Origin of the sequence: Pseudomonas sp. C2B4, assembly GCF_013359695.1 — a bacterium.
Lineage (GTDB): Bacteria > Pseudomonadota > Gammaproteobacteria > Pseudomonadales > Pseudomonadaceae > Aquipseudomonas.
Window position 1 is genome coordinate 110,277 of the sequence record NZ_JABFMU010000005.1, and the last position, 24,295, is coordinate 134,571.

Annotated in this window: 21 protein-coding genes; 9 read left to right on the forward strand and 12 right to left on the reverse strand. The window is 60.5% G+C overall.

Features of this window, described 5'->3' with window-relative positions; genetic code table 11:
- The first annotated feature begins 52 nt into the window (after positions 1 to 52).
- The 3 genes from HNQ83_RS06025 (at position 53) to HNQ83_RS06035 (ending at position 3,414) form a co-directional block, all read left to right on the forward strand.
- Positions 53 to 457, forward strand: a complete 405-nt coding sequence (locus HNQ83_RS06025) for an RNA-binding S4 domain-containing protein (protein WP_160105373.1) — start codon at positions 53 to 55, stop codon at positions 455 to 457.
- 331 nt (positions 458 to 788) lie between these two features.
- On the forward strand, positions 789 to 1,691 hold the full coding sequence (gene hslO, locus HNQ83_RS06030) for an Hsp33 family molecular chaperone HslO (protein WP_175388104.1): 903 nt from the start codon (positions 789 to 791) through the stop codon (positions 1,689 to 1,691).
- 181 nt (positions 1,692 to 1,872) lie between these two features.
- Positions 1,873 to 3,414, forward strand: a complete 1,542-nt coding sequence (locus tag HNQ83_RS06035; RefSeq protein ID WP_175388105.1) for a phosphoenolpyruvate carboxykinase — start codon at positions 1,873 to 1,875, stop codon at positions 3,412 to 3,414.
- Positions 3,415 to 3,473: 59 nt separating this feature from the next.
- On the opposite strand, the gene HNQ83_RS06040 is transcribed toward HNQ83_RS06035, so the two are convergent.
- From HNQ83_RS06040 to HNQ83_RS06055, 4 genes are all read right to left on the reverse strand, one after another.
- On the reverse strand, positions 3,474 to 4,328 hold the full coding sequence (locus tag HNQ83_RS06040; RefSeq protein WP_175388212.1) for a DMT family transporter: 855 nt from the start codon (positions 4,326 to 4,328) through the stop codon (positions 3,474 to 3,476).
- A gap of 43 nt (positions 4,329 to 4,371) precedes the next feature.
- Positions 4,372 to 4,725, reverse strand: a complete 354-nt coding sequence (locus tag HNQ83_RS06045; protein ID WP_175388106.1) for a DUF1493 family protein — start codon at positions 4,723 to 4,725, stop codon at positions 4,372 to 4,374.
- Between the two features lie 103 nt (positions 4,726 to 4,828).
- Positions 4,829 to 5,119, reverse strand: coding sequence for a hypothetical protein (locus tag HNQ83_RS06050; RefSeq protein ID WP_175388107.1), 291 nt, complete (start codon positions 5,117 to 5,119; stop codon positions 4,829 to 4,831).
- 327 nt (positions 5,120 to 5,446) lie between these two features.
- Complete coding sequence (locus tag HNQ83_RS06055; protein ID WP_175388108.1) at positions 5,447 to 6,511, reverse strand: S8 family peptidase; 1,065 nt, start codon at positions 6,509 to 6,511, stop codon at positions 5,447 to 5,449.
- A 265-nt stretch (positions 6,512 to 6,776) separates the two neighbouring features.
- On the opposite strand from HNQ83_RS06055, the gene HNQ83_RS06060 reads away from it, so the two are divergent.
- Together HNQ83_RS06060 and HNQ83_RS06065 are read left to right on the forward strand one after the other, a co-directional pair.
- Positions 6,777 to 8,711 (forward strand): ATP-dependent DNA helicase RecQ, encoded by a 1,935-nt coding sequence (locus tag HNQ83_RS06060; protein WP_175388109.1) that lies wholly within the window; start codon positions 6,777 to 6,779, stop codon positions 8,709 to 8,711.
- A 104-nt stretch (positions 8,712 to 8,815) separates the two neighbouring features.
- Positions 8,816 to 9,235: a thioesterase family protein gene (locus HNQ83_RS06065; RefSeq protein WP_175388213.1), complete on the forward strand. Its 420-nt coding sequence runs from the start codon at positions 8,816 to 8,818 to the stop codon at positions 9,233 to 9,235.
- A 66-nt stretch (positions 9,236 to 9,301) separates the two neighbouring features.
- Here the strand turns inward: HNQ83_RS06065 and HNQ83_RS06070 are convergent, their stop codons facing one another.
- The 4 genes from HNQ83_RS06070 to HNQ83_RS06085 form a co-directional block, all read right to left on the reverse strand.
- The gene (locus tag HNQ83_RS06070; RefSeq protein WP_175388110.1) at positions 9,302 to 9,793 is read right to left on the reverse strand and encodes a glycine zipper domain-containing protein; all 492 of its coding nucleotides are present in this window, start codon (positions 9,791 to 9,793) and stop codon (positions 9,302 to 9,304) included.
- A gap of 361 nt (positions 9,794 to 10,154) precedes the next feature.
- Positions 10,155 to 12,503: an FdhF/YdeP family oxidoreductase gene (locus HNQ83_RS06075; protein ID WP_175388111.1), complete on the reverse strand. Its 2,349-nt coding sequence runs from the start codon at positions 12,501 to 12,503 to the stop codon at positions 10,155 to 10,157.
- Positions 12,500 to 13,339 carry a formate dehydrogenase accessory sulfurtransferase FdhD gene (gene fdhD, locus HNQ83_RS06080; RefSeq protein ID WP_175388112.1) on the reverse strand — a complete coding sequence of 280 codons (840 nt, stop codon included), beginning with the start codon at positions 13,337 to 13,339 and terminating at the stop codon, positions 12,500 to 12,502. Before fdhD ends, HNQ83_RS06075 begins: the two co-directional genes overlap by 4 nt.
- 92 nt (positions 13,340 to 13,431) lie before the next feature.
- On the reverse strand, positions 13,432 to 14,319 hold the full coding sequence (locus HNQ83_RS06085) for a LysR family transcriptional regulator (RefSeq protein WP_175388113.1): 888 nt from the start codon (positions 14,317 to 14,319) through the stop codon (positions 13,432 to 13,434).
- 149 nt (positions 14,320 to 14,468) lie between these two features.
- Here HNQ83_RS06085 and lysM point away from each other — a divergent pair, with 149 nt between their 5' ends.
- On the forward strand, positions 14,469 to 14,918 hold the full coding sequence (lysM, locus tag HNQ83_RS06090; RefSeq protein ID WP_175388114.1) for a peptidoglycan-binding protein LysM: 450 nt from the start codon (positions 14,469 to 14,471) through the stop codon (positions 14,916 to 14,918).
- A gap of 98 nt (positions 14,919 to 15,016) precedes the next feature.
- On the opposite strand, the gene yrfG is transcribed toward lysM, so the two are convergent.
- Complete coding sequence (yrfG, locus tag HNQ83_RS06095) at positions 15,017 to 15,679, reverse strand: GMP/IMP nucleotidase (protein WP_175388115.1); 663 nt, start codon at positions 15,677 to 15,679, stop codon at positions 15,017 to 15,019.
- Between the two features lie 88 nt (positions 15,680 to 15,767).
- On the opposite strand from yrfG, the gene nudE reads away from it, so the two are divergent.
- Positions 15,768 to 16,334 carry an ADP compounds hydrolase NudE gene (gene nudE / locus HNQ83_RS06100; protein ID WP_175388116.1) on the forward strand — a complete coding sequence of 189 codons (567 nt, stop codon included), beginning with the start codon at positions 15,768 to 15,770 and terminating at the stop codon, positions 16,332 to 16,334.
- Positions 16,331 to 17,158 carry a 3'(2'),5'-bisphosphate nucleotidase CysQ gene (gene cysQ, locus HNQ83_RS06105; RefSeq protein ID WP_175388117.1) on the forward strand — a complete coding sequence of 276 codons (828 nt, stop codon included), beginning with the start codon at positions 16,331 to 16,333 and terminating at the stop codon, positions 17,156 to 17,158. The genes nudE and cysQ overlap by 4 nt, the downstream gene beginning before the upstream one ends.
- Before the next feature lie 174 nt (positions 17,159 to 17,332).
- Here the strand turns inward: cysQ and HNQ83_RS06110 are convergent, their stop codons facing one another.
- Genes HNQ83_RS06110 through HNQ83_RS06120 form a run of 3 tightly spaced genes read right to left on the reverse strand, consistent with a single transcriptional unit; the run spans position 17,333 to position 21,028 of the window.
- Complete coding sequence (locus HNQ83_RS06110) at positions 17,333 to 17,788, reverse strand: YiiD C-terminal domain-containing protein (protein ID WP_175388118.1); 456 nt, start codon at positions 17,786 to 17,788, stop codon at positions 17,333 to 17,335.
- 40 nt (positions 17,789 to 17,828) lie between these two features.
- The gene (locus HNQ83_RS06115; RefSeq protein ID WP_175388119.1) at positions 17,829 to 19,223 is read right to left on the reverse strand and encodes a sigma-54 dependent transcriptional regulator; all 1,395 of its coding nucleotides are present in this window, start codon (positions 19,221 to 19,223) and stop codon (positions 17,829 to 17,831) included.
- The gene (locus tag HNQ83_RS06120) at positions 19,220 to 21,028 is read right to left on the reverse strand and encodes an ATP-binding protein (RefSeq protein WP_175388120.1); all 1,809 of its coding nucleotides are present in this window, start codon (positions 21,026 to 21,028) and stop codon (positions 19,220 to 19,222) included. Before HNQ83_RS06120 ends, HNQ83_RS06115 begins: the two co-directional genes overlap by 4 nt.
- A gap of 179 nt (positions 21,029 to 21,207) precedes the next feature.
- Here HNQ83_RS06120 and HNQ83_RS06125 point away from each other — a divergent pair, with 179 nt between their 5' ends.
- Positions 21,208 to 24,120 carry an aminotransferase gene (locus HNQ83_RS06125; RefSeq protein ID WP_175388121.1) on the forward strand — a complete coding sequence of 971 codons (2,913 nt, stop codon included), beginning with the start codon at positions 21,208 to 21,210 and terminating at the stop codon, positions 24,118 to 24,120.
- Positions 24,121 to 24,295 lie beyond the last annotated feature (175 nt).

Genomic DNA, 24,295 nt, shown 5'->3' on the forward strand with positions numbered 1-24,295 from the left:
CACGACAGAAACGGTAGTACAGTTCACTAATATTTCAGAGTGAGGAAATCCCATGGCACAAAAAAACGAAGAGGACGACAAAGTCCGCCTCGATAAATGGTTGTGGGCCGCGCGTTTTTACAAGACACGAGCCTTGGCCAAAGCGGCGATTGAAAGCGGGAAGGTGCATTGCCGTGGTGAGCGCTGCAAGCCGGGCAAGGAACCACGCATCGGCGATGAATTTGTGATTCGCACCGGTTTCGATGAACGCACGGTGGTGGTCCAGGCGCTGTCGATCGTGCGCCGTGGCGCCCCGGAGGCGCAGACGCTGTATGCCGAAACCGAAGCCAGCATCGCCAAGCGCGAAAATGCAGCCGCCGAGCGCAAGGCTGGTGCACTTGGCGTGAGCACCGATGGTAAACCGAGCAAGAAACAGCGACGGGATCTGTTCAAGTTTCGTGGCAGCAGTAACGACTGAACCTCTTCGACCAGCCAGGCGAATCATTGTCTTTGAACGTGACAGACTTGTAATTCCCCGGACGAGCAACCATATCGGGGGATTCGCCAGCGGGGCATCGGGCGGCAAAACAGCCACTCGTCGAAAATCACCACGACCTCTGAGCCATGAGCCATAACCAGAGGGCCGGTGCAGTCAGAGGTCGGGAGAGTACCGGCCATCTTGCTTGGAACAATCCCGGATTGTTCCTAAAATGCCGGGTATCACCAGGCATTTTGCGCACCCAGCGTGCAGCCAAAGCGCGATTTTCACCGTTGAAACCCTATTGTTACCCATTCAGATACCCAGACTTATGACCGATCTAGCGGATACCGACTTCACCCAACGCTTCATCTTCGATGACAGCGACACCCGCGGCGAGATGGTCTCGCTGGAGCTCAGCTACGCCGAAGTCCTGGCCAAACACGCCTATCCGGAGCCGGTCGCGCAATTGCTCGGCGAATTGATGGCGGCCGCGGCATTGCTGGTCGGCACCTTGAAGTTCGATGGATTGCTGATCCTTCAGGCCCGCTCCGAAGGCCCGATTCCGTTGCTGATGATCGAGTGCTCCAGCGAGCGCGACATCCGTGGCCTGGCCCGTTACGAGGCGGACCGGATCGCTCCTGACGCGACACTTTCCAACCTGATGCCGGAGGGTTCGCTGACATTGACCATCGACCCCAAGCAGGGCCAGCGCTACCAGGGTGTCGTCGATCTCGACGGCGAAAACCTGTCCGAGTGCTTTACCAACTACTTCGTCATGTCCCAGCAGATTGGTACGCGCATCAAGCTCTGCGCCGATGGCCGTCGCTCGCGTGGCATGCTGCTGCAGCAGTTGCCCGCCGACCGCCTGAAAGACGAAGAAGAACGCGCCGCCAACTGGCAGCACCTCACCGCGCTGGCCGGGACAATGACCGCCGATGAACTGCTGAGCCTGGACAACGAAACCGTGCTCCATCGTCTCTACCACGAAGAGCAGGTGCGTCTTTTCGATGTGCAGAAACTGCGCTTCCGTTGCAGCTGCTCACGCGAACGTTCGGCCAATGCGCTGGTCAGTCTGGGTAGGGAAGACGCGCAAAAACTGGTGGTTGAACACGGTGGTCACATCGAGATCGATTGTCAGTTTTGCAACCAGCAGTACCTGTTTGACGCCGCCGATGTCACTCAACTGTTCGCCGGCGCGGGTGTCGATTCACCGTCAGATACCCGTCACTAAAACGATTCAGCGCAGGTAAATTCACTGGTTAGTGCCGGAATAACGCCGTTACGACGGGAGGGCCCTACTCTTTTTGGGCTTTTCTGGCATAATCCGGCCCACTTTTTTCGCGGTAGTAGTGCACGACTTTCTACTACAAAACGTTTGGAGCACACTCGGCCACTGGCCGACGGGGAACCTCATGACGCAAGCCAATAACGCCGTGTACACCGATCTGAGTGTTGATGATCTGGTTAAAGAAGCCTTGAACCGCGGTGAAGGCGAGCTTGCCGATACCGGCGCACTGGTTGTTCGCACCGGTCACCGTACCGGCCGTTCGCCAGTCGATCGTTTCATCGTTGAAGAGCCGACCACTCAGGCCGCCATCGCCTGGGGCCCGATCAACCGCAAGTTCCCGGCCGACAAGTTCGATGCCCTGTGGGCTCGCGTCGAGGCGTTCAACAACGCGCAAGAGCATTTCGTTTCCCACGTCCACGTAGGCGCCGCCTCCGAGCACTACCTGGCTGTGAAGATGACCACCCAGACCGCTTGGCAGAACCTGTTCGGCCGCTGCCTGTTCATCAATCCGGCCCAGTACAACCCGGCTGGCCGTGAAGAGTGGCAGGTGCTCAACGTTGCCAACTTCGAGTGCGTGCCAGAGCGTGACGGCACCAACTCCGACGGCTGCGTGATCATCAACTTCGCTCAGAAGAAAGTGCTGATCGCTGGCATGCGTTACGCCGGTGAGATGAAAAAAGCCATGTTCTCCGTGCAGAACTTCCTGCTGCCGGCTGCTGACGTGCTGCCAATGCACTGCGCTGCCAACATCGGCGAAGAAGGCGACGTGACCCTGTTCTTCGGTCTGTCGGGCACTGGTAAAACCACCCTGTCCGCCGACGAAAGCCGTTACCTGATCGGTGACGACGAGCACGGCTGGGGCGAAGGCGTTGTCTTCAACATCGAAGGCGGCTGCTACGCCAAGTGCATCGACCTGTCCGAGAAGAACGAGCCGGTCATCTGGAAAGCCATCAAGCACGGCGCGGTCCTGGAAAACGTCGTCATCGATGACGCCAAGCACGCCGACTACGCTGATGTCAGCCTGACCCAGAACAGCCGCGCCGCGTACCCGCTGGAGCACGTTGCCAAGCGTTCCGAGAAGAACCTCGGTGGCGAGCCAAACGCTGTGATCTTCCTGACCTGCGACCTGACTGGCGTGCTGCCGCCAGTGTCGATCCTCAACGAAGAACAAGCGGCCTACCACTTCCTGTCCGGCTACACCGCTCTGGTGGGTTCGACGGAAATGGGTTCGGGCAGCGGCATCAAGTCGACCTTCTCCACCTGCTTCGGCGCACCGTTCTTCCCGCGTCCGGCTGGCGAATACGCTGAACTGCTGATCAAGCGCATCCGCGGCTTCGGCTCCAAGGTCTACCTGGTCAACACCGGCTGGACCGGCGGCGGCTACGGTGTCGGCAAGCGCTTCAACATTCCGACCACCCGTGCGGTGATCGCAGCGATCCAGAGCGGCGCGCTGATCGGTACCGAGACCGAGCACCTGGACACCATCAACCTCGACGTGCCAGTGGCCGTACCGGGCGTTGAGACTGGCCTGCTGAACCCGCGCAACACCTGGGCTGATAAAGCTGCCTACGACGAAGCCGCCAAAGCACTGGCCGGCCTGTTCATCGAGAACTTCAAGAAGTTCGAAGTGAGCGACGCGATCAAGGCTGCGGGTCCAAAGTTGTAAGTGTTGGATTGAAGCAATGAAAAAGCCGCCCCTAGGGGCGGCTTTTTTGTGCGCGTTTGTCAGGTCTTCAGGTGCAAGACAAATGCCCCTGCCAGCACCAGGACAACGCCCAGCACTTGCACCTTCCCCAACCTCTCCTTGAAAAACACATAGCCCAGAATCGCCGCAATCCCGCCGGATAACGTGCTGATCACCGTCACCACCGAAACCGAGCCCGCCACCGCTCCCCAGGCAAACGACGAGAAGCCTCCGAGGTTCATCAGGCTCGCACCGGTCAATGTCAGGCAGTTTTTCAGCGGCGGGATTTTCAGGCCGTCCTCGATCCTGAGAACGATCACCACCAGCACAATCAGGCCCACCAGATAAGCCAGCCACAGCATCATCACCGGCCCCAGCACGGGCAGAACGAAGCGGCCTTGCAACCAGAAACTGGTGCCGTAGAAAACAGCCGCCAGCAACGCGTACGCAATCGAGCTGCTGGCTTTGGAGGTATGGGGCACCTTCGGGTCGGAATGAATGCTGGAGAGGACAACGCCGATCACGCACAGCGCGATACACAACAATTGAAGCAGGCTGATCTTCTCCCCGCCGGCCCAGGACAGCAACGTCGTCACCACGCCGTAAGAGGTCACCAGCGGCGCCACGATCGAGGCTTTGCCGAGGGCGAAGGCTTTGGACAGGGCTAGCGCGCCGGACACGGTCAACGCCGCGGCGGCAATACCGATCAGCCAGGTCTCGAGCGGGGCGGCCATGGAGCGGAGAATGAACATGGGGAAGGCGATCATCAGCAGGCTCATGATGCTGAAGCCCAACGCCTGACCGAAGTAAACGGCGCGTTTGACGCCGACTGCGCGGGCATTCAAACCCACCAGAAAATCCGTGCCGCCCCAAAGCAAGGCGGCCAGCAAACCCATCAGAACGTCCACGCAATATCCTTATCATTATGCGCCGGGGACGTTACAGACCTTCAAGCTCTTGGGTGTCCCAGCGTTGGGCCTTGATAGCCCGGTAGAGCATGCCGATGGTCAATGGTTCCTTGTCGCCGCGACCCTTGGCTTTGCGCTTCAGATACACATCGTAGCCTTCGGGCTGGAAATAGCGATAACTGTCGTAATCCACGAAATCGATGGCGAACTGCTCTTCCAGGGTTTCGATCAGATGCTGTGCGTCGGCGCCGTTGCAGGCGAGGTCGACATTGATTGATGTGGTGAGGTGGATGGTTTTGCGTTCAGGGAGACCGATTTCTTCGTGTAGCAGCTGCATGAGCTGGTGCATGGTGGGGGCGTCGGGGAAGTTTGGGGCGAGCTGCATGGCAAGGTATCCGGTTGAGGTAGGGCGGATCTTATTGTTTTTCATCAGGTAGAGCGCTTTATCGTTCTTCGCGAGCAGGCTCGCTCCCACATGGGGAATGTGGTTAGCGGGTGGTTTTGGGTAGGCGCTGCCGGGCAATGTCGAGTAGGTCGTTGCCGTCCTGGGTCAGCAGGTACAGCGCGCTGACAATGTTGGGGATGTCGCTGGCGTCGGCCTGTTTGAAGCACAGGCAGTATAGGGTTTCGAGCAGGTTGCTGGCGGCGCGGATGCGTTGGCGGGCGGCGTCGAGGATTTCGAAGGGATCGGCGTCTGTATCGATGACAAGCACCGCAGTTTCGCTGTAACTGGATTTGAGCGGGCGGTAGCGGTCGGTCATTGGATCAGCGTTCTTCATCGAGGTAGTCCTGTGCGAAATCGGCAAGTGTTCCCGGCAGGCCGAGACACCGTTTTCAGCCGCGCCGGAAACTATAGAAGGATCAATCAGCGAGGGACAAGACGACGCTAGGGGACGGCTCTCGTAGGGCTTTTATCGTCGTTCGAGGAAGGAGACTACGCACCAAAGCTGGTTTTTAGTTGTGAGGTCGCTATCGGTAAAAAAGCCTACGGTGTTATCAGGCAATGCATGGCTAATCTCGGCAGGAGGCGCCTAAGAGTCTGTAAGGTTTTTCGTAAGGGTGAAACTTGAGCCCGTGCGACGGGGGGCGGGCTCTGCGATCATGTATTAGTCAGCGTGGAGTTTGGGTGGCGTATGCGATGCTGCATCAAGGTCCATCATTCCCCGGCCGTAAGCCTCGCTGTTGGCATAGATACCCGTGCGATTGGCCGTCGCCAGCAAGTGTTCGCGTATCTGTTGCGCGCTGAGTTCCGGGTAGCGGCTTTGCAGTGCCGCCAGCGCTCCACTGACGAGCGCAGTGGCGGGTGAGGTGCCTGCGGTCTGCACGTACTTGCCGTCTTTTCCTGTGGTCAGAAGGCCTTGGCCAGCACCCGAATCTCCGCCCGGAACGGCAATGCACCACGCCGCCGCCACGCCGCAGAAATTGGATTTGGCATTGATGACGCTGCCATCGTTTTTCAGTGCAACGACAGCGATCCAGCCTTTCTCCAGTTCAGGCAGGGCAAGCGGCAGGCCAGGCTCCGCCAGCGGTTCGCGCTTGAGTTCATTGCCGGTTGGAAAGACCAGCACCGCACCCTCCTTGACCAGTTTTCGGGCGGTCACCAGCGACTGCGGCATTACCTGGTTGTAGCGTGCCTCAGTGATCTCGGTCGCGGGAATCGAATTAGCCCAGGAGTTGCTCAGAATACGTGCGCCTTTGTCGAATCCATCCTGCCAGGACAGGGCGATTTCATCATCGAAAAAGAACGGTTCGTTATCGTCGCCGAAACGGAAGGGGATCAGTTGTGCATTGAAAGCGACGCCGTGCATGCCCTGATTATTTTTATTGGCGGCGAGTATGCCGGCCATTTGAGTGCCGTGCCCGAGGCGGTCGTGCGTAGCGGGACGGTTTTCGACATGATCGAATCCGGGGTCAGCGATTCTGCCTTCAAATTCCGACAGATCGGTATTCAGCCCTGAGTCGATCAATGCGACGGTCACACCCTGGCCGGTGCCGCCGCGTGCATAAAGGTGTGATGCCTTGATAACTGACAGCCCTTTCTGAGCTTGATATTCAGGCGTTTCGAATGTGCCTCGTTCGACAGTGGGCTGATCGGGGATCGTCAGGCATCCGGCGAGAAACAGTGGCATTGTCAGCGCGAGGGCAAAATGAAATGTATTGGGTTGGAGCATGTTCGGTCCTTCGAATAGGTCTGCGCCCTCCAGGTTGTTTGCCAATGAAGTCTTCGCGCAGAGTTGCGTTGCTGGTGGCGAACCTTACCTGCGAATGGGCAGTCGTTATCAGGTGGCAAAGTGCTCCGTGTATTTCAATCTGTGGCGCAAGCAGAGTGGGTTGAGGCTGTATCATTCCGTATCGTTTTAGCCCCGACCTTTTCTCGACGCGCTGCCATCGCCGACTAGGCTTTGCCCATCGCAGCGGTCAACGGAGTGACAGCTTATGCACAACACCCTGGAACAGGTTTTCGGTTATCCACAGTTTCGACCCGGTCAGGAAGCGGCCATCAGTGCGGTATTGGCCGGGCGCTCGGCAGCGGCAATTTTCCCCACGGGTTCCGGTAAGTCCCTGTGCTATCAGTTGTCGGCGGTGATGCTGCCGCACCTCACGCTGGTGGTCTCGCCGTTGTTGGCGTTGATGCAGGATCAGCTGATGTTCCTGCAGCGTCACGGCATTGCAGCGGGCAGTATCGACTCGGCCCAGAGCCGCGATGACGCCAGCGATGTCATGGCGCGCGCCAAGTCCGGCGAACTGAAAATTCTGATGATTTCCGTGGAGCGCCTGAAGAACGAACGCTTTCGCAATTTCTTGCAGCAGGTGCCGATCTCGCTGCTGGTGGTGGACGAGGCGCACTGCATTTCGGAGTGGGGCCACAACTTCCGTCCGGATTACCTCAAGCTCCCGGACTACCAACGTCAGTTCAATATCCCTCAAGCCCTGCTGCTGACGGCCACTGCGACGCCCAAGGTGATCGCCGACATGCAGGCAAAATTCGCCATCCGTCCCGAGGACGTGGTGACCACCGGTTTCTATCGACCGAACCTTAATCTATGGGTTGAGCCGGTGCGTGGGCAGGACAAGCGCCGACGCCTCGTCGAGTGGATGAGCGAGCGTCCCGGTCAGCCGAGCATCGTCTACGTCACCCTGCAAAAAACCGCCGAACAGATCGCCGAGCACCTGAGTCGTAACGACATTCAGGCCGAGGCCTATCACGCCGGCTTGCCCCACGATCAGCGCGACGATATCCAGAAACGCTTCATGGGCGGGCAGTCCAACTGCATCGTCGCCACCATCGCGTTCGGCATGGGTATCGACAAGAGCGACATCCGCAACGTGGTGCATTTCGACCTGCCGAAATCCATCGAAAACTACAGTCAGGAAATCGGCCGTGCCGGGCGAGACGGGCAACCGTCCGATTGCCTGGTGCTGGCAAACCGCGACAGCCTCAATGTGCTGGAAAACTTCGTCTACGGTGATACGCCGGAGCGCGATGGCATACGTCGTGTACTCGACGAGTTGCTAGCTTGTGGGCCTGAAGGCCAGTGGGAGTTTCTGCTGGGGCCGCTGGCGGACAACAGCAACATTCGACAGCTCCCGCTCAAGACTTTGCTGGTGCAGCTGGAGCTGCGTGGAATCATCGCCCCGAAGTATGCGTACTACGCCGAGTACCGTTTCAAATACTTGCAGGAGCCAGAGGCATTGCTGGCTCGTTTCGAAGGCGAGCGCAGGGATTTCGTCGCGGCGATCATCCAGACGTCCAGCCGTGCACGTACCTGGGCCACGGTGAATTTCGAGGCGTTGTACCAGCAGCATCAGGCAGAGCGCGAAAGGGTGGTCAAGGCGCTGGACTACTTCCAGGAAAAGGGTTGGGTGGAGCTTGAGAGCAAGCTGATGACTGAGGTCTACAGTCTGCTGCAAACCGATTTCGATAGCGCCGCATTGAGCGAAGAGCTGCACACCTGCTTCACTCGGCATGAGCAAACCGAAATTGCACGAATCCACGCCATGCTGGATCTGTTCGCCACCGACCATTGTCTGGGCCATCGCCTGGCCGAATATTTCGGTGACGAAAACGCTCCCCGGCAGTGTGGGCATTGTTCGGTATGTCATGGGCAAGTGGCGCGACTGCCAGAGCCACCGACACTCCCGGCGCTTGTGGATAAAAATTTCGAGGCCTTGTGCAGTGACTTTATCCACAGGCATGAGCAGCACACCGGAAGCTTGCCGTCTGCCGAGCGCGTGACACGGTTTCTGTGCGGGATCAGCGTGCCGCTGTTCACCAGGCTCAAGGTGCGGACGATTTCCGGGTATGCGATGTTGGAGGATTATCCGTATGCCGAGGTGCGCGCATGGGCTGAAGCGCATTTAACTGAATGAATCGTCATCAAAGTGGGAACGCGCCTGCTCGCGAAGGACGATAACGCGATGTTCGCTTTAAACTGGCCACTCAACCTCAGGAACCAACACGGATGTCCAACCCGATGCCCCAACGCACCAACTACCCACACTTCCAACCCATCACCACCCGCTGGCATGACAACGATACTTACGGCCACATCAACAACGTCACCTACTACAGCTTTTTCGACACAGCGGTGAACACCTACCTGATCGAAGTCGGCGGCCTGGACATCCATGATGGCGAGGTGGTGGGTTTCGTGGTGAGTTCGGCGTGCGATTACTTTGCTTCCATCGCCTTCCCGGATCGGATCGAGATCGGACTGCGGGTAGGCAAATTGGGCAACAGTTCCGTGCAGTATGAGTTGGCGGTGTTCAAGCAAGGAGAGGACGAGGCCTGTGCAGCGGGGCGCTTCGTCCATGTGTTCGTTGACCGTGCGTCGAACCAGCCAGTGGCGATTCCAGCAGGATTGCGCAACGCCCTGGAGCGACTGGTGGTTTAGTTCAGGCAAAAAAAATCGCAGCCCTTGGGCTGCGATTCTTCACCTGCCAGTGAAACCGATCCGGTCTCAGTGACGATGGCGGTAGTGTTTGTGATGCTTGCGGTGGCCGTAGGCATGACCGCGACCCGGGTGGCCGTCACGGTAGTAGCGACGGTCATGGTCACGATAGGAGCGACGATCGTCATCGTCGTCGTCATCGTATTTGTTGCCCATGTAGTTGCCCAGCGCGCCACCGGCGCCGCCGCCTGCAGCGGAGCCGATCAGGCTGCCGGTGGTGCCGCCCATGCTGCGGCCGACCACGTTACCGCCTGCCGCGCCCAGCGCGCCACCGATGGCGGCTTCGCCACGGCTGTGTTTGTCTGCGCCGACTGCGCTACCGCCCGCGCCGCCCAGGGCTGCGCCGATGGTGGAACCTGTATTGCCGCCTATCGATTGGCCGACGACCGAGCCCAAAACCCCGCCCAATGCGCCACCCACACCTGCTTCGGTGGTGCCGCCAGCAGAAGCAATGCCACTGACCAGGCCAAGGGACAACAAGAGAATCGAGGAGAACTTCATGGAGTAGGAACCTCAAGGGGATGACGGCGCGATCCTGAGGCTGTGTCGGGGGCGTGACAATCGAAATCCGACGAGTAACACGACTTGAGCACATTTCTATAAGTTGCTGTTTTTTAGACGGAACTTAAGTGTTTTTCGCCGGTCTTTAGCTACTTCGGAAAGGCCGTTTTTGTGAGAAAACGGCCTTTTTTGTGGGTGTTTGGAATGTTTTAACGGTGCCATTACCCGGAGTGCTTAGTCCGACGCTTTCGCGAGCAGGTTCGCTCCCACAGTGGATCCTGGTGGAACACAAATGCTGTGCTCACAGAAGAATTAATGTGGGAACGAGCCTGCTCGCGAAGAGGCCGGATCAAACGCCGCGTTAAGCCGACCTGGCCATGATCAACCCAGTCTCACTTGCCGCTTCCAGCCGGATCGCCACGAACTTCGACGTCGGTGTATGACTGCCGTCCCCGGTGCTTTCCAGCGGCACCAGCGGATTCACCTCCGGATAGTACGCCGCCGCTTGCCCGGCCGGGATATCAAACGCCAGCAAGGTGAAGCCCTTCACCCGACGCTCAACACCATCGTCCCAGAGCGAAACGATGTCAGCCTTCTGCCCAGGCTTGAAACCCAGGCGAATGATGTCGGCTTCGTTCACGAACAACACATCACGCTGACCTTTCACGCCGCGATAACGATCGTTGAGGCCATAAATCGTGGTGTTGTACTGATCGTGGGAGCGCATCGATTGCAGGATCAGGTCCGGCAATATGCCGGTGGCGCGGCTGCGTTCGTGCACCAGGTCCTTGGGCAAAACGTTCGGACGGAAGTTGGCCCGGCCTGACGCAGTGTTCCACTTGCGAGCGCCGGCACTGTTGCCGAGGTAGAAACCGCCCGGATTCTTGATCTTCTCGTTGAAGCCCTTGAAGTTGGGAATGGTGTCGGCGATCAAGTCGCGGATGCGGCGGTAGTCAGCCACCAGCCAGTTCCAATCCACGGGGTGATTGCCCAGCGTGGCTGTCGCGATGCCGGCAAGAATCGCCGGCTCCGAGCGCATTTGGTTCGACAGCGGCTCCAATTGACCGTTGGAGGCATGGACCATGCTGAACGAGTCTTCGACGGTCACCGCTTGCGGGCCTTCGGTTTGCCGGTCGATATCGGTCCGCCCCAGGCATGGCAGGATCAGTGCGTCCTTACCGTGGGCCAGATGGCTGCGGTTGAGCTTGGTGCTGATCTGCACGGTCAGGTCGCAATTGCTCAGGGCCTTGAAGGTCCGTGGGCTGTCGGGGGTGGCTTGGGCGAAGTTACCGCCCAGGGCCATGAACACTTTTGCCCGACCTTCGGCCATGGCGTGAATCGCCTCGACCACGTTGTGGCCGTTTTCACGGGGTACCTTGAACTGGAAGCGACGCTCCAGGGCATCGAGAAATGCCACCGGCGGGCGTTCGTTGATGCCCATGGTCCGGTCACCCTGCACGTTACTGTGGCCACGCACCGGGCACAGGCCCGCGCCCGGCCGGCCGATGTTGCCGCGCAGCAGCATCAGGTTGGCGATTTCCTGGATGGTCGCCACCGAGTGGCGATGCTGGGTGATGCCCATGGCCCAGCACATGATGACGTTCTTGCCCTTGGCGTACATGCGCGCCGCTTGTTCGATCTCGACCAGGCTCAGGCCTGATTGCTCAACGATCTGTTCCCACGGCGTGTCGTCGATGACCGCCAGGTAGTCCAGCACATTGACACTGTGTTCATTGAGGAAGGCGTGATCGAACACCGCCGGGGCGCCAGCCTTCTGCGCATCGCGTTCCCACTGCAGCAGGAACTTGGCCATGCCGCGCATGATCGCCATGTCTCCGCCCAACGCCGGGCGGAAGTAGGCGGTGTTGGTCGGCTTGTCGCCGTTGGTGAGCATTTCGATCGGGTGTTGCGGGTGCTGGAAACGTTCCAGTCCCCGTTCTTTCAGCGGATTGATGCACACCACTTGCGCGCCGCGTTTCACCGCTTCGCGCAGCGGTTCGAGCATCCGTGGGTGGTTGGTGCCGGGGTTCTGGCCCCAGACGAAAATGGCATCGGCGTGTTCGAAGTCGTCGAAGGTCACGGTGCCTTTACCCACACCCACACTCTGTGACAGCGCGACGCCACTGGCCTCATGGCACATGTTCGAGCAGTCGGGGAAGTTGTTGGTGCCATAGGCGCGCACGAACAATTGATACAGGAATGCCGCTTCGTTGCTGGCACGTCCCGAGGTGTAGAACTCGGCTTGATCCGGGCTCGACAAACCGCGCAGGTGCTTGGCGATGAGGGCAAAGGCATCCTCCCAGCTGATGGGTTGGTAGCGATCGGTTTCGGCGTTGTACACCAACGGCTCGGTCAAACGGCCCTGGTATTCAAGCCAGTAGTCGCTCTGCTCCAGCAGCGAGGTGACGCTGTGTTTGGCGAAGAATTTGCCGTCGACGCGCCGTTTGGTCGCTTCCCAGTTCACCGCTTTGGCGCCGTTCTCGCAGAACGCCACCATGCCGCCTTCCAAAGAATCGCCCCAGGCGCAACCGGGGCAATCGAAGCCGCCGTTCTTGTTGGTCTTGAGCATCATGCGCAGGTTTTTCAGGGCGTTGTCGCTGGTCAACCAGGCCTGGGCGACGCTGATCAGCGCGCCCCAGCCGCCGGCCGGGCCTTTGTAAGGCTTGTAACGGGGGACGGGTGTCTGGTCGGCTTGACGGTGTTGACTCACGCTTGTTTCTCCAAAGCCGGGCTGTAGACCCGCGGCGCATTCTTTTGTGGCAGATGGATGAGATTGAGGTTGTGGCGACGGGCCCATTGCACGGCAAGGCTCGTGGGTGACGACAGGCTGACCAGGGTCTGGATGCCTGCGCGCAAAACTTTCTGGATCAATTCGAGACTGCAACGGCTGGTGACAATCGCCAGGCCGCCACTGATCGGGATGTTGCGACGGATCAGTCCGCCGATCAGTTTGTCGAGGGCGTTGTGCCGGCCGATGTCTTCACGACCGAGCAACAACTCGCCCTTGTCGTTCATAAACACCGCCGCATGCACCGCGCCGCTGTACTGCCCCAAGGGCTGGAACGCGCCGATACGCTGGCGCAGGCCGTCGAGCCATTCGGGGGGCGGCAGTGGCGCGCCGGACAATACCTTGAGTTCCGGCAACGCCTGTTCAAGGGCCTCGACGCCGCACAGCCCGCAACCGCTGGTCCCCGCCAGTTGCCGGCGCTGCTGCTTGAGATTCCAGAAGGCGCGGTTGGCGATCGTCACTTGCGCATACTGCGCCGAGCCGGAGCCGCTGAGTTGCAGGTCATAGATTTCATTGGCGTCTTCGATGATGCCGCTACCGAGACTGAAACCGACGACAAAGTCTTCAAGATCGGTCGGCGTCACCAACATGACGGCCTGGCTGATGCCGTTGTAGGCAATCGCCAACGCGACTTCCTCGGCCAAGGCTGTGCTGGCCGATTCCGTGTCTTCAAGGTTGCTGTAGCTGTAGGTCTGGCTGGCAGCAGGCGCTGGCGTTTCGAGGGCAGGCGCCGCGCAGGCAGGGCGCTTGTCGTTCATGGCATCACCGACGGTTTGATCAGCTTTAAGACTAGGCGCGGCAAAGTGTCGCGTCTAATCGCTAATACTGATCTACCGATAGATGCCGTCGATCAAGCGCCTGCCAGCGATTGCTGATAAATCGCGAAACAGGCTTCCGCCAACGCCGAGCGCGGCGCGCTACGACGCATGATCAGCCCCAGCCGGCCGAGGGTCTGGGCGTTTTCGATGGGCTGCAGGCGCAAATGATCGGTCAGTCCTTCGAGGCCGCCGTCCAAGGGCATCACGGCGCAGCACAAGCCGCCGTGCACAGCTTGTAACAGTTGATGCACCGCATCGGTCTGCAATAAAGGCTGCGGGGTCAGGCCTCGGCTGTGGAAATTGTGGTCGATGGACTGGCGGAAATGCATGCCGCTGGTGAGCATGCCCAGCGGCAGTTCGATGAGCGACTCCCAGCTTAGCGGCGCCTCGCCAAAGGTGAAGAAGCGCTGATCGTAAAGCAGACCCATGCGGGTTTCTTTGAAGGTGAGCGAGTCAAAGTGGTCGGCATCCAGACGTTCCAGGTACGACACACCGAGATCCAGGCGATTGTTCGCCAGTTGTTCGAGGATTTGTTCCGAACTGAGCGCCGAGAGTTCGAAGCGCAGGTTCGGGTGCTCAGCGTGCAGGCGCTGTAACAGCGGCAGCGGATCGAAACTCGACAGCGGCACCACGCCCAGGCGCAAGGTGCCGACCAGATTACCGCGGCAGGCCGCCGCTTCGGCGTACAAACCGTCATAGGCGGCCAGCACGGTGCGCGCCCAGGCCAGTACCCGCTCGCCTGGCGCGGTGAAACCCTCGAAGCGCTGTCCACGATTGACCAGTGGCAGATCGAGTTCTTCTTCGAGGCTGCGCAGGCGCATGGACAAGGTCGGCTGGGTGATGTGGCAACGCGCGGCGGCCTGGCCGAAGTGTCGGGTTTCGTCGAGGGCGATGAGGAATTTCAGCTGTTTGATGTCCATCTTCGCTCCAGGGCGGATCCAGGGATTGAGCAGGCGGGGATTCTATCGCTTGGCACGAAGCGGCGTCATTGGTCGGTTCGGAGCCTTGATTGGCAACCGTGGTCTAGGCTTTTGCGTCTGGACACTAAATTCCCCAGGGAGAGCACACGATGAGCCTGTTCAGTTTTCTAAAAGAAGCCGGAGAAAAAATCCTCGATGCGCTGACGCCGGACAAGGCTGAAGCCAACAGCGCTGCGTTGACCCAGCATGTGCAGAGCGCACTGACGGGGATCGATACCTCCAAGATCCAGGTGAAAGTCGAGGGCGATAAAGTCATCGCCACGGGTGAAGCGAGCAGTCAGGAAGAGAAAGAAAAAATCCTGCTGGCGTTGGGCAACGTGGCGGGCGTCAGCGGTGTTGACGACCAGATCACCGTGACAGGGGCTGTGGCCCCGGCCGCGAAGTTTGTAACGGTCGAGAAAGGCGACACGCTCAGTGCGATTTCCAAGCGTGTGTATGGCGATCCGAACAAGTACCAAAAGATCTTCGAGGCCAACAAGCCACAGCTCAAGCATCCGGACAAAATCTATCCGGGGCAGGTGTTGCGGATTCCTGAGTAATCTTCAAGACCGCTTTCGCGAGCAGGCTCGCTCCCACATTTGATCTGGACGCAGATCCATTGTGGGAGCGAGCCTGCTCGCGAAATAGGCGCCTCGGTCTAAAGCCCTGCAATCAAATCCCGATAATCCCCGACCGCCGCAAACTCCGCCGTGTCCTTGGGGCCCTTGCGACTGTCAGGCTCGCTCACGGCCAACAAATGTGCCACCCCAAAATCCCGCGCACTGCGCAATATCGGCAAGGTGTCATCGATAAACAGGCTGCGCGCCGGGTCGAAGTCGATGTCCGCTTGCAACGCCTCCCAGAATTGCGGATTTTCCTTGGGGTAACCGTAATCGTGGGAGCTGATCAAACGCTCGAAGTAGGGCGCCAGTTCGATTTTTTCCAGCTTCAAAGACAGTGAATCACGGTGAGCGTTGGTGATCAGTACCACGCGTTTGCCAGCCCGTTTGATGGCGGCCAGAAACGTGTCCGCGTCCGGGCGCAGGGCGATCAAGTGGGCGGTTTCCAGCTTCAATTCGCGCACCGGCAGCTTCAGTTCGGCACTCCAGAAATCCAGGCAGTACCACTGCAATTGGCCGGCGTTGCGCTCGAACAGCGGCTGCAGCTCCAGCTCGGCCATGGCCCGGCTCACTCCGTGCAAGTCTGCATAGCGCTGCGGCAAATGCTCCAGCCAGAAATGGTTGTCGAAGTGCAGGTCCAACAGCGTGCCGTCCATGTCCAGCAGAACGGTGTCGATGTCGTGCCAAGGCAGCGGGGGCATAAAACTTCTCCAGCGATAAAAAAGGTATCCGGGGACAACAATCAGGATAGGCCGGGTATAGTAACCCGCTATCGCTCAGGAGCCGCTCATGCGCCAGAAACCCACCATACTCGCCCGCGAGATCGTCGCCACCAGTCGTTTGTTTTGCGTGGAGGAGCTCAAGCTTCGCTTTTCCAATGGTGTGGAGCGCACCTATGAGCGACTGGTCGGCAAAGGCGCCGGATATGGTGCGGTGATGATCGTGGCGATGCTCGATGCGGATCACGCCGTGCTGGTGGAGGAGTATTGCGGTGGCACCGATGAATACGAACTGTCGCTGCCCAAAGGCCTGGTCGAACCCGGTGAGGATGTGCTCGCAGCGGCGGAACGCGAACTTAAGGAGGAGGCTGGCTTCGGCGCGCGGCAGCTTGAGCATTTGACTGAACTGTCGTTGTCCCCCGGCTACATGAGCCAGAAAATTCAGATAGTGCTGGCGACCGATTTGTATGAAGAACGACTGGAAGGTGACGAGCCGGAGCCGATGGGCCTGGGCAAGGTCAACTTGCGGGAATTATCGGCGCTGGCGCAAAACCCACAATTTACCGAGGGCCGAGCCTTGGCTGCGTTGTACCTGGCCCGAGATCTGCTGACCCAGCGCGGAGTGTTCCTGCCATGAATTTTTCCCATCCATTGATGGCACCGGTGGTCGAACTGGCCTTGAAGGCGGGCGACGCGATCCTGCCGTTCTGGCGCATCGGCACGGCGGTAACCGCCAAGGCTGACGACTCGCCTGTCACGGCCGCCGACCTGGCCGCCCACCACCTGATTGTTGCCGGGCTGACCGCGCTGGACCCGAGCATCCCGGTGTTGTCCGAGGAAGATGCCAACATTCCCCAGAGCGTACGCGCCGGATGGCAGCGCTGGTGGCTGGTGGACCCGCTGGACGGTACCAAGGAATTCATTTCCGGCAGCGAAGAGTTCACCGTCAACATTGCGCTGATCGAGCAGGGACGCGTGGTGTTTGGCGTCGTTTCGATGCCGACCAACGGGCGCTTTTACGTGGGCGGTTCCGGGTTGGGCGCCTGGCGGGGCGACAAGGGCGCCGAGCCGCAGCCCATTCAGGTTCGCGACGTGCTACCTGCGGATGCAGCGTTCACGGTGGTCGCCAGTCGCCGCCACTCCAGCCCGGAACAGGAGCGCCTGCTGGCCGGCCTGAGCGCCAGCCTGGGTGAGCTGGAACTGGCCAATATCGGCAGCTCGCTGAAATTTTGCCTGTTGGCCGAAGGGGCGGCGGATTGTTACCCGCGCCTGGCGCCGACGTCGCAGTGGGACACCGCCGCGGCTCAGGGGGTGCTCGAAGGTGCGGGTGGCGAGGTGCTGGATCTGAGCGGTGCGCCGTTCTGTTATCCGGCGCGGGACTCGTTGTTGAACGAGTTTTTCCTGGCGTTGCCGGCGAAGGCTGCGTGGCGAGAAAAGCTGCTGGAGCTGGCCCGTTCCTGATCCCGCTGTACCTCTGTGGCGAGGGGATTTATCCCCGCTGGGCTGCGAAGCGGCCCCAAAAATGGGACTGCTGCGCAGTCCAACGGGGCGGTGCGACGTTTCGCTAAATCCCCTCGCCACAATTAATCATTGCTTGTTCTATCTTTGCCAATTTTTTTGTAGGGGTTCTGATGTTTAGCGGTGCAGGACATACTGCCCGACAAACCTCACTGCATCCTCATCGCTGCCCGCATTTACCACCCGCGTATTCAGGGTCAACCGGGCCCGTCCATACCTTTGATACATCGCCAGAAACTTCTTCCACACCTGCGCACCAGGCGCCTGGCAAATGGCGTGCGCATCGCCCGTCACCGGTAGCGGGTAGTTGATCTGCCCTTCCTGAATCACGATGTGCCCGTCGGTGATGCCTTCTTCTTTCAGGCGCAAATGCAGCCAGCCCCAACCGGCCAGCACCGCGCCGCAATACAGGCTGCCGCCGAACATGGTGCTTTTGTGATTGACGTTGGCGTCGAGCGGCAAGTGCAGGCGCAGTTGCTGATCGTGCCAATCAAGCACTTTGAGGCCCATGTCCCGGGTGAGGGGGATGTCGTGGTGGAGGACGGATTCCAGTTGACGACTGTCGCGGCTCATTCAGCGGCCTCTTGTGTGCAGTGGATGATTGGACGGTGGCTCAATCGAGTTCGTCTGTGTGGTTGGCGGCACCACTGTCGGCGAAGCTCAGGCCATGTTTGCGCAGTTTGTCATGCAGGGTCTTGCGCGGGATGCCGAGGGCTTCGGCGACGCTGCGCACCGAACTGTGGGAGCGCGCCAGTTCGGCGGCAATCAGGGTTTTTTCGAAGTTTTCCACTTGCTCGCTCAGGCCGCCGCTGACCAGTTCTACCAGGGTGCCAGCGGTGCCTTGCGACTCGCTGTTGTCCAGCGCCAATTCCAGGCCGAGGGCGAAGCGCTCAGCTGCGTTTTGCAGTTCGCGCACGTTGCCGGGCCAGGTATGACGCAGCAACAGGGCGCGCTGACCCGGTTGCAGTTCATGGGGCGGCAAGCCGTGGCGGGCGCTGGCCTCATCGGCAAAGTGCTGGAACAGCACCAGCGCGTCTTCACCTCGCTCACGCAGTGGCGGAATGCGCAGCGGCGCGACGTTGAGGCGGTAGTACAAGTCGGCGCGAAAACGCCCCTGATCGGCGGCCTGGCGCAGGTCTTCCTTGGTCGCGGCGATGATGCGGATATCCAGCGGGATCAACTGATTGCCCCCCAGGCGCTCGACCACCCGCTCTTGCAGCAAGCGCAGCAATTTCACCTGCACGTCGAGGCTCATGCTTTCGATTTCATCGAGGAACAGCGTGCCGCCGTTGGCGAATTCAAACTTGCCGATGCGCCGTTTCTGCGCGCCGGTGAAGGCGCCCGGCTCATGGCCGAACAGCTCGCTTTCGACCACCGACTCGGCCAGCGCCCCGGCGTTGATCGCCACGAACGGACCGTTTCGGCGGCTCGACAAATCATGCAGCGCCCGAGCCACCACTTCTTTACCGGCGCCGGTCTCGCCGAGGATCAGCACGTCGGCCTTGGTCGCCGCCAAGGCGCCGATTTGCTCGCGCAGGCGCAACATCGAGGGCGATTGCCCGACCAGACGGGTACTCAACTCATTGCGATCGCTCAGGGCCAGGCGCAGGCTGCGGTTATCCAGCACCAATCGGCGCAAGGCCAGGGCGCGGCGCACGCTGTCGAGCAGGGCGTCGCTGGCAAAGGGCTTTTCCAGAAAATCATAGGCCCCGGCGCGCATGGCTTGTACCGCTAGCGGCACGTCGCCATGGCCGGTGATCAGCAGCACCGGCAGCTCCGGGTCCTGGGCGTGGAGTTCAGTCAGTAATTCGAGGCCGTCCATGCCAGGCATGCGAATGTCGCTGACCACCACGCCCGGCCAGTCGCGCTCCAATTGCCCGGCCAGGCCCTTGGCTTCGGCCAGCGACAGAATCTTCAGACCGGCCAGATCAAGGGTCTGTCCCAGGGCCTGGCGCAGATGGGGATCGTCGTCGATCAACACGACCTGGATGCGATTGTCGATGGTCATGCACTTCGGTCCTCGGACGGTTGCAGGCTCACACCCGGTGCGCCTGTGCGCAATTTCAGGGTAATCAAAGCGCCACCCTCCTTGTGGTTGGCGAACGACAGTTCACCGCCGAAGGCGCGCATCAGGGTTTCACAAATCGCCAGCCCCAATCCAAGCCCCTGGGTGCGGGTCTTGGTGGTGTAGAAGGGCTCGCTGGCGCGGCCAAGGGCCTCCAGGCAGAACCCGGGGCCGTTGTCGCGAATGTACAGGTTGACGCCATCGGCTGTGGATTGGGCACTGAGCCAGAGTTTACGCGGCGGGCCTTTTTCCGTCAGGGCGTCCAGGGCGTTGGCCAGCAGATTGCCGAGCACCTGGCGCAGGCGGGTCTCCCCGGCCTCGACCCACAAGGTCGCGGCGGGCAAATCGCGAATCAGTTCGACTTCCATGCTGCGCCGCCGCTTGGCCAGCAAGGCCAGAGCATCGTCGAGCGCCGGTTGCAGGGCGACGCTTTCCGGGGCGTGCCGGTCGCGTCGGGCAAACGCGCGCAAATGGGCGATGATCGAGGCCATGCGCCCGGTCAGTTCACTGATCAGTTTGAGATTGCCGCGGGCATCCTCGGTGCGCTGATGGTCGAGCAACACTTCGGCGTTTTCCGCATAGCTGCGAATGGCGGCCAACGGTTGGTTGAGTTCGTGGCTGATGCTGGCCGACATCGTTCCCAAGGCGGACAGTTTGCCGGCCTGCACCAGATCATCCTGGGCACGCACAAGCTCTTGCTGGGCCTGCTCGCGCTCCAGCACTTCCTGTTTAAGGCGACGGTTGAGGCCTTCCAGATCGCTGGTGCGCTCGGCCACCCGGCCTTCGAGTTCGCGTCGGGCCTTGGCTTCGAAGGCGATCCGCTCCAGGTAATGGCGACGGCGCTGCATCATCAGGCCGAGCAGCAGCATCAACACCAACAGCGCCGCGCCGCCGATGGCAACGACGGTGCGCACCGGACGGTCGATCAGGGTACGCGGGGCGAGGATGCTGACATTCCAGCCGGTTTCCGCGATGGCCTGGGTTTGGGTCAACCAGGCATTGGGGTTGAGCTTCAACGGCTTCGGATCACGGGTCGGATAGGGCTGAATCGCGCTGATGGCTTTGCGCTCGTCGTCACTTAACAGGCGGGTCGAGCGGAAGCGCCATTCAGGCCGCGACGTGAGGATGACCACGCCGTTGTGGTCGGTCAGCAGCAGTTGTTCAGGGGTTTTGCCCCAGAGGCTTTCGGTATGGTCGAGATCGACCTTGACCACCAGCACACCCATGATTTTCTCGCCGTTGCGCACGGCCGCGGCAAAGAAGTAACCCCGTTTGGCGGACGTCGTACCGAGCCCGAAAAAACGCCCCAGCCGCCCGGCCATGGCTTCGCTGAAATACGGTCTGAACGAAAAATTGCGACCGACGAAACTGTCGTGCTTGTCCCAGTTGGAGGCCGCCAGGGTCTTGCCCGTGGTGTCCATCAGGTACATGACTTCGGCGCCGGTCTGGGCGCTGATGTTTTTTAACAGTCGGTTGGCGTTGCCCTGGGTGACGCCATCGTCCGGCGCACCGAGCACGGCGCGCAGGGCTGGCAGATCGCCGAGGATCTGCGGCAGCACTTCATAGCGGTGCAGGGTGCCCAACAGGTTGGCGACGTAGAGGTCCAGGGTCTGGCGGTTCTGCCCGGCCAGTTCGCTGCGGTAGTAGCGCTCGGCCAAATGCTCCAGCGGCCACAGCAAGGGTGCCAGGCACAGTGCGAGCAGGGCCAGGCTGCGCCAGCGGGGTCTGCGGGGGAGGGTCGGAGTCATGAGCATCGAGCGCCTGTGGGTACGGGCACATTATGCCTAGGCTTGCGGGCGCAGTCTGCGAACCGTTGATAGCCGCCGGTTGTTCATCAGGTGGGTGAAAGGGGGGTTGCGTATCGGCTCGCGCAGTGGCGATATAGGCGCCTAATAAATTTAACACCTTCATTGAAGAGGTCCGTTCCATGCCGCTCGCCACGTTGATTCATCGCGCCAGTTTGCCCAGTCCGCAAGTCTCTGCGGAGCAAGCGCTTGAGCTGTTGCAGGAGCATTACGGGCTGAGCGGCAGGTTGCAGGCCCTGGGCAGCCAGCAGGATCTGAACTACCGCGTCGACAGCGAGCAGGGCCGTTTTGTCCTGAAAATCTGCCGGGGCGATTATTCGGCGCTGGAGTTGCAAGCCCAACACGCCGGGCTCAAACACCTGGCGCAGCACCCTGACGTGCACGTGCCTCGAGTGATCCCCGCGAAAAACGGTGCGGATCTGTTGTCCCTGGACGTCGGCGGCCAGGCGGTGCATGTGCGCCTGCTGGATTACATCGAGGGTCAGTCCCTGACGCATCTCGATCATTTCAACCGCACGGTGGTGGCCGGCTTCGGTCGCTTGTGTGGCGAGATGGACCTGGCGCTGGCGGCATTCGATCATCCGGGACTGGAGCGCACGCTGCAGTGGGACGCGCGTCACGCCCAGGCACTGATCGCGCATTTGTTGCCGGTTATCCAGGATGACACTCAGCGCACACTGATCGCCGAAGCAGCGGAGCGCGCCGAACGTCATTTGCAACCCTTGATGGACAAGTTGCCGGTGCAGGCCATCCACATGGACATCACCGACGATAACGTGGTGTGGCAGCGCGATGGCGAGCGTCAATGGCAGTTGCAGGGCGTCATCGATTTCGGCGACTTGATTCGCACCTGGCGCATCACCGATCTGTCGGTGACCTGCGCGGCATTGCTGCACCATGCCGATGGCGATCCATTCTGCATTTTGCCGGCGGTGCAGGCCTATCACGCGGTCAACCCTTTGCAGCATGAAGAATTGCTGGCGCTGTGGCCGCTGATCGTCGCCCGTGCGGCGGTGTTGGTGCTCAGCGGTGAGCAGCAGGTCAGTATCGATCCGGGCAATGCCTACAGCCGCGATAACCTGACCCACGAATGGGAGATTTTCCGCGTGGCGACCTCCGTGCCGTTGGCGCTGATGGAAGCGGCGATTCTGAGCGCGGTCGGCCAGCCTTTGCCGGGCATCGTCAGCGAAGGTTTTGCGCCGCTGCTGCCGAGCCTGGTGGGGCGTGAATTTACCTTGATCGATCTGGGCGTGCTCAGCCCGCACTTTGAGGCCGGTAACTGGGAACAGGAAGGCATCGATCAACGCCTGCTCGATGAAGCCGCCGCGACGCATGGTCTGGCGGCCAGTCGCTACGGGCAATACCGCTTGTCCCGCACTCGCCCGGACAGCGCCATCGAACCGGACACCTGCCCGTTGCACGTCGAGTTGCGTGTGCCCCATGGCACGGCGGTCGAGGCGCCGTTTGCCGGGGTGGTTCACCAACCCTTGCCGGGCGTTCTGCAACTGGACGGCCCGCAACTGAGCGTGCGTCTGTGGGGCGTTACGTCATCGCTGCATACAGGCGCTGCGCTGGTCAAAGGCCAGGTGCTGGGCTCGGTCAGCGGGCCGTTGATTGTGCAACTGTGCCGGGGGGCGTCGTTTACCGCGCCCTTGTTCTGCACGCCGACCCGCGCGCCGGCCTGGCAAGCGTTGTGCCCGTCGCCGGCGGCGCTGCTGGGGCTGGCTTGCGATGCCGAACAAGAACTCGATGCGCAAACCTTGCTGGCCCGTCGCGACGCCAGCTTCGCCCGCACGCAAAAACACTATTACGTCGACCCGCCGCGCATTGAACGCGGCTGGCGCAACCACCTGATCGACATGCAGGGCCGTTCCTACCTCGACATGCTCAACAACGTCGCGGTGCTCGGCCATGGACATCCGCGCATGGCTGCGGTTGCCAGCCGCCAGTGGTCATTGCTCAACACCAATTCACGGTTCAACTACGCCGCCGTTGCCGAGTTCTCCGAGCGCTTGCTGAAGCTGGCGCCGGACTCCATGGATCGCGTGTTCCTGGTCAACAGCGGCAGCGAGGCCAATGACCTGGCAATCCGTCTGGCCTGGGCCTACAGCGGCGGTCGCGACATCGTCAGTGTGCTGGAGGCCTATCACGGCTGGACCGTGGGCGCGGATGCCGTGTCGACCTCGATTGCCGACAATCCCAAGGCGCTGGAAAGCCGCCCGGACTGGGTGCATCCCGTCACCGCGCCGAACACCTATCGCGGCGAATTCCGTGGTCCGGACAGCGCGCCGGACTATGTACGCAGCGTCGAGCACAACCTGGCAAAAATCGCCGAGCAGAAACGCCAACTGGCCGGTTTCATCTGTGAACCGGTGTACGGCAATGCCGGTGGTATCTCGCTGCCAGCGGGTTACCTGAAAGAGGTCTATGCCAAGGTGCGCGCCCAGGGTGGCGTGTGCATCGCCGACGAAGTGCAGGTCGGCTACGGGCGCATGGGGCACTTCTTCTGGGGCTTCGAAGAGCAGGGCGTGGTGCCGGACATCATCACCATGGCCAAGGGCATGGGCAACGGCCAGCCACTCGGTGCGGTGATCACCCGTCGGGAAATTGCCGAAGCGCTGGAGGCCGAGGGTTACTTCTTCTCGTCGGCTGGCGGCAGCCCGGTCAGTTGCCAGATCGGCATGGCGGTGCTGGATGTGATGGAGGAAGAAAAGCTTTGGGAAAACGCTCAGGTCGTGGGCGGGTATTTCAAGGAGCGTCTTGAAGCGCTGATCGATCTTCATCCGCTGGTGGGGGCCGTGCATGGCTCTGGCTTCTATCTGGGCGTGGAGTTGATCCGCAACCGCGAAACACTGGAGCCGGCGACCGAGGAAACCACGGAACTGTGCAATCGCTTGCGTGACTTGGGCATCTTCATGCAGCCGACCGGCGATTACCTGAACGTCCTCAAGATCAAGCCGCCGATGGTGACGTCGCGCCAAAGCGTGGATTTCTTTGTGGACATGCTTTCGAAGGTGCTCGCCGAAGACCTGTAAACATAAAATCCTTGTGGGAGCGAGCCTGCTCGCGAAGGCGATCGTACAGTCGGCATTGATGTTGACTGGCACGTCGCTTTCGCGAGCAGGCTCGCTCCCACACTTTTTTGGGCTGTTAATTCGATTGTTATCGGGTTTAAGTGCGAAAAATAAGACGGAAGGCTATCCAAATGCT

Bases quoted from the DNA above. Each gene is read 5' to 3' on its own strand.
- yrfG (WP_175388115.1), bottom strand. From the start codon at position 15,679: ATGCCCCCGCTGCCTTGGCACGACATCGACACCGTTCTGCTGGACATG.
- HNQ83_RS06025 (WP_160105373.1), top strand. From the start codon at position 53: ATGGCACAAAAAAACGAAGAGGACGACAAAGTCCGCCTCGATAAATGG.
- HNQ83_RS06115 (WP_175388119.1), bottom strand. From the start codon at position 19,223: ATGACCATCGACAATCGCATCCAGGTCGTGTTGATCGACGACGATCCC.
- HNQ83_RS06060 (WP_175388109.1), top strand. From the start codon at position 6,777: ATGCACAACACCCTGGAACAGGTTTTCGGTTATCCACAGTTTCGACCC.
- HNQ83_RS06085 (WP_175388113.1), bottom strand. From the start codon at position 14,319: ATGGACATCAAACAGCTGAAATTCCTCATCGCCCTCGACGAAACCCGA.
- HNQ83_RS06045 (WP_175388106.1), bottom strand. From the start codon at position 4,725: ATGCAGCTCGCCCCAAACTTCCCCGACGCCCCCACCATGCACCAGCTC.
- cysQ (WP_175388117.1), top strand. From the start codon at position 16,331: ATGAATTTTTCCCATCCATTGATGGCACCGGTGGTCGAACTGGCCTTG.
- HNQ83_RS06125 (WP_175388121.1), top strand. From the start codon at position 21,208: ATGCCGCTCGCCACGTTGATTCATCGCGCCAGTTTGCCCAGTCCGCAA.
- HNQ83_RS06055 (WP_175388108.1), bottom strand. From the start codon at position 6,511: ATGCTCCAACCCAATACATTTCATTTTGCCCTCGCGCTGACAATGCCA.
- lysM (WP_175388114.1), top strand. From the start codon at position 14,469: ATGAGCCTGTTCAGTTTTCTAAAAGAAGCCGGAGAAAAAATCCTCGAT.
- HNQ83_RS06050 (WP_175388107.1), bottom strand. From the start codon at position 5,119: ATGAAGAACGCTGATCCAATGACCGACCGCTACCGCCCGCTCAAATCC.
- HNQ83_RS06040 (WP_175388212.1), bottom strand. From the start codon at position 4,328: ATGGGTTTGCTGGCCGCCTTGCTTTGGGGCGGCACGGATTTTCTGGTG.
- fdhD (WP_175388112.1), bottom strand. From the start codon at position 13,339: ATGAACGACAAGCGCCCTGCCTGCGCGGCGCCTGCCCTCGAAACGCCA.
- HNQ83_RS06065 (WP_175388213.1), top strand. From the start codon at position 8,816: ATGCCCCAACGCACCAACTACCCACACTTCCAACCCATCACCACCCGC.
- HNQ83_RS06120 (WP_175388120.1), bottom strand. From the start codon at position 21,028: ATGACTCCGACCCTCCCCCGCAGACCCCGCTGGCGCAGCCTGGCCCTG.
- hslO (WP_175388104.1), top strand. From the start codon at position 789: ATGACCGATCTAGCGGATACCGACTTCACCCAACGCTTCATCTTCGAT.
- nudE (WP_175388116.1), top strand. From the start codon at position 15,768: ATGCGCCAGAAACCCACCATACTCGCCCGCGAGATCGTCGCCACCAGT.
- HNQ83_RS06110 (WP_175388118.1), bottom strand. From the start codon at position 17,788: ATGAGCCGCGACAGTCGTCAACTGGAATCCGTCCTCCACCACGACATC.
- HNQ83_RS06070 (WP_175388110.1), bottom strand. From the start codon at position 9,793: ATGAAGTTCTCCTCGATTCTCTTGTTGTCCCTTGGCCTGGTCAGTGGC.
- HNQ83_RS06035 (WP_175388105.1), top strand. From the start codon at position 1,873: ATGACGCAAGCCAATAACGCCGTGTACACCGATCTGAGTGTTGATGAT.